Origin of the sequence: Kluyvera sp. CHPC 1.251 (assembly GCF_036759945.1) — a bacterium.
In the GTDB taxonomy this organism is placed as follows: domain Bacteria; phylum Pseudomonadota; class Gammaproteobacteria; order Enterobacterales; family Enterobacteriaceae; genus Kluyvera; species Kluyvera sichuanensis.
The window spans coordinates 1-661 of sequence record NZ_JAPKIC010000035.1 but is presented as its reverse complement, the minus strand read 5'-3'; the positions used below and the strand labels follow the sequence as shown (position 1 = coordinate 661).

Annotated in this window: 1 protein-coding gene; it reads right to left on the bottom strand. The window is 54.8% G+C overall.

What is annotated here, in order from left to right:
* Positions 1–166: 166 nt before the first annotated feature.
* Positions 167–619: an acetyltransferase gene (locus V6940_RS22705; RefSeq protein ID WP_333497411.1), complete on the bottom strand. Its 453-nt coding sequence runs from the start codon at positions 617–619 to the stop codon at positions 167–169.
* Positions 620–661: the final 42 nt, after the last annotated feature.

Genomic DNA, 661 nt, shown 5'->3' with positions numbered 1-661 from the left:
CGATGGTAGTGTGGGGTCTCCCCATGCGAGAGTAGGGAACTGCCAGGCATCAAATAAGTGAAGAAGCCCATCCTGACGGATGGGCTTTTTTGCGTCTGCGGGAAATGAAAGAGCGGTGAACATCCCGGGGTCGCTGTGCTCGCCCGGGCTACAACTGCTTTGTAGATTACGCCGACTCTTGAGTGGCACCGCAATAACGTAAATGCAGCAGCGGATAAGGTCGCCCATGATCGTCCGTCTCCGACCGACCGGTCACGACAAACCCCATCTTCTGATAGAACCCCACCGCCTGTGCATTCTGCTCGTTAACATCCGTGGTCAGATCGGGGATCAGCGACAGCGCATGTTCAACCAGCATACGCCCCACGCCGGTTCCTCGCGCATCAGGATCGACAAATAGTGCCTCCAGATGATGCTCAGACAGCAGCATAAACGCCACCGGTACATCATGGTCATCTACTGCCACCCAGAGTGGGGCTTCCGGCAGGAATGCCCGTACCTGGACCTCAATATCAGCTCTATCCTGCGCTGAAAGAAAATCATGCGTCGCATCGACCGAACGACACCAAATCGCAATCAGTCGTTCGCCCTCATGGCGCTGTGAACTGAATCGCCACAGATAATCTAGACACTTCCGAGCCGCTGATAATATTGTTTTTCG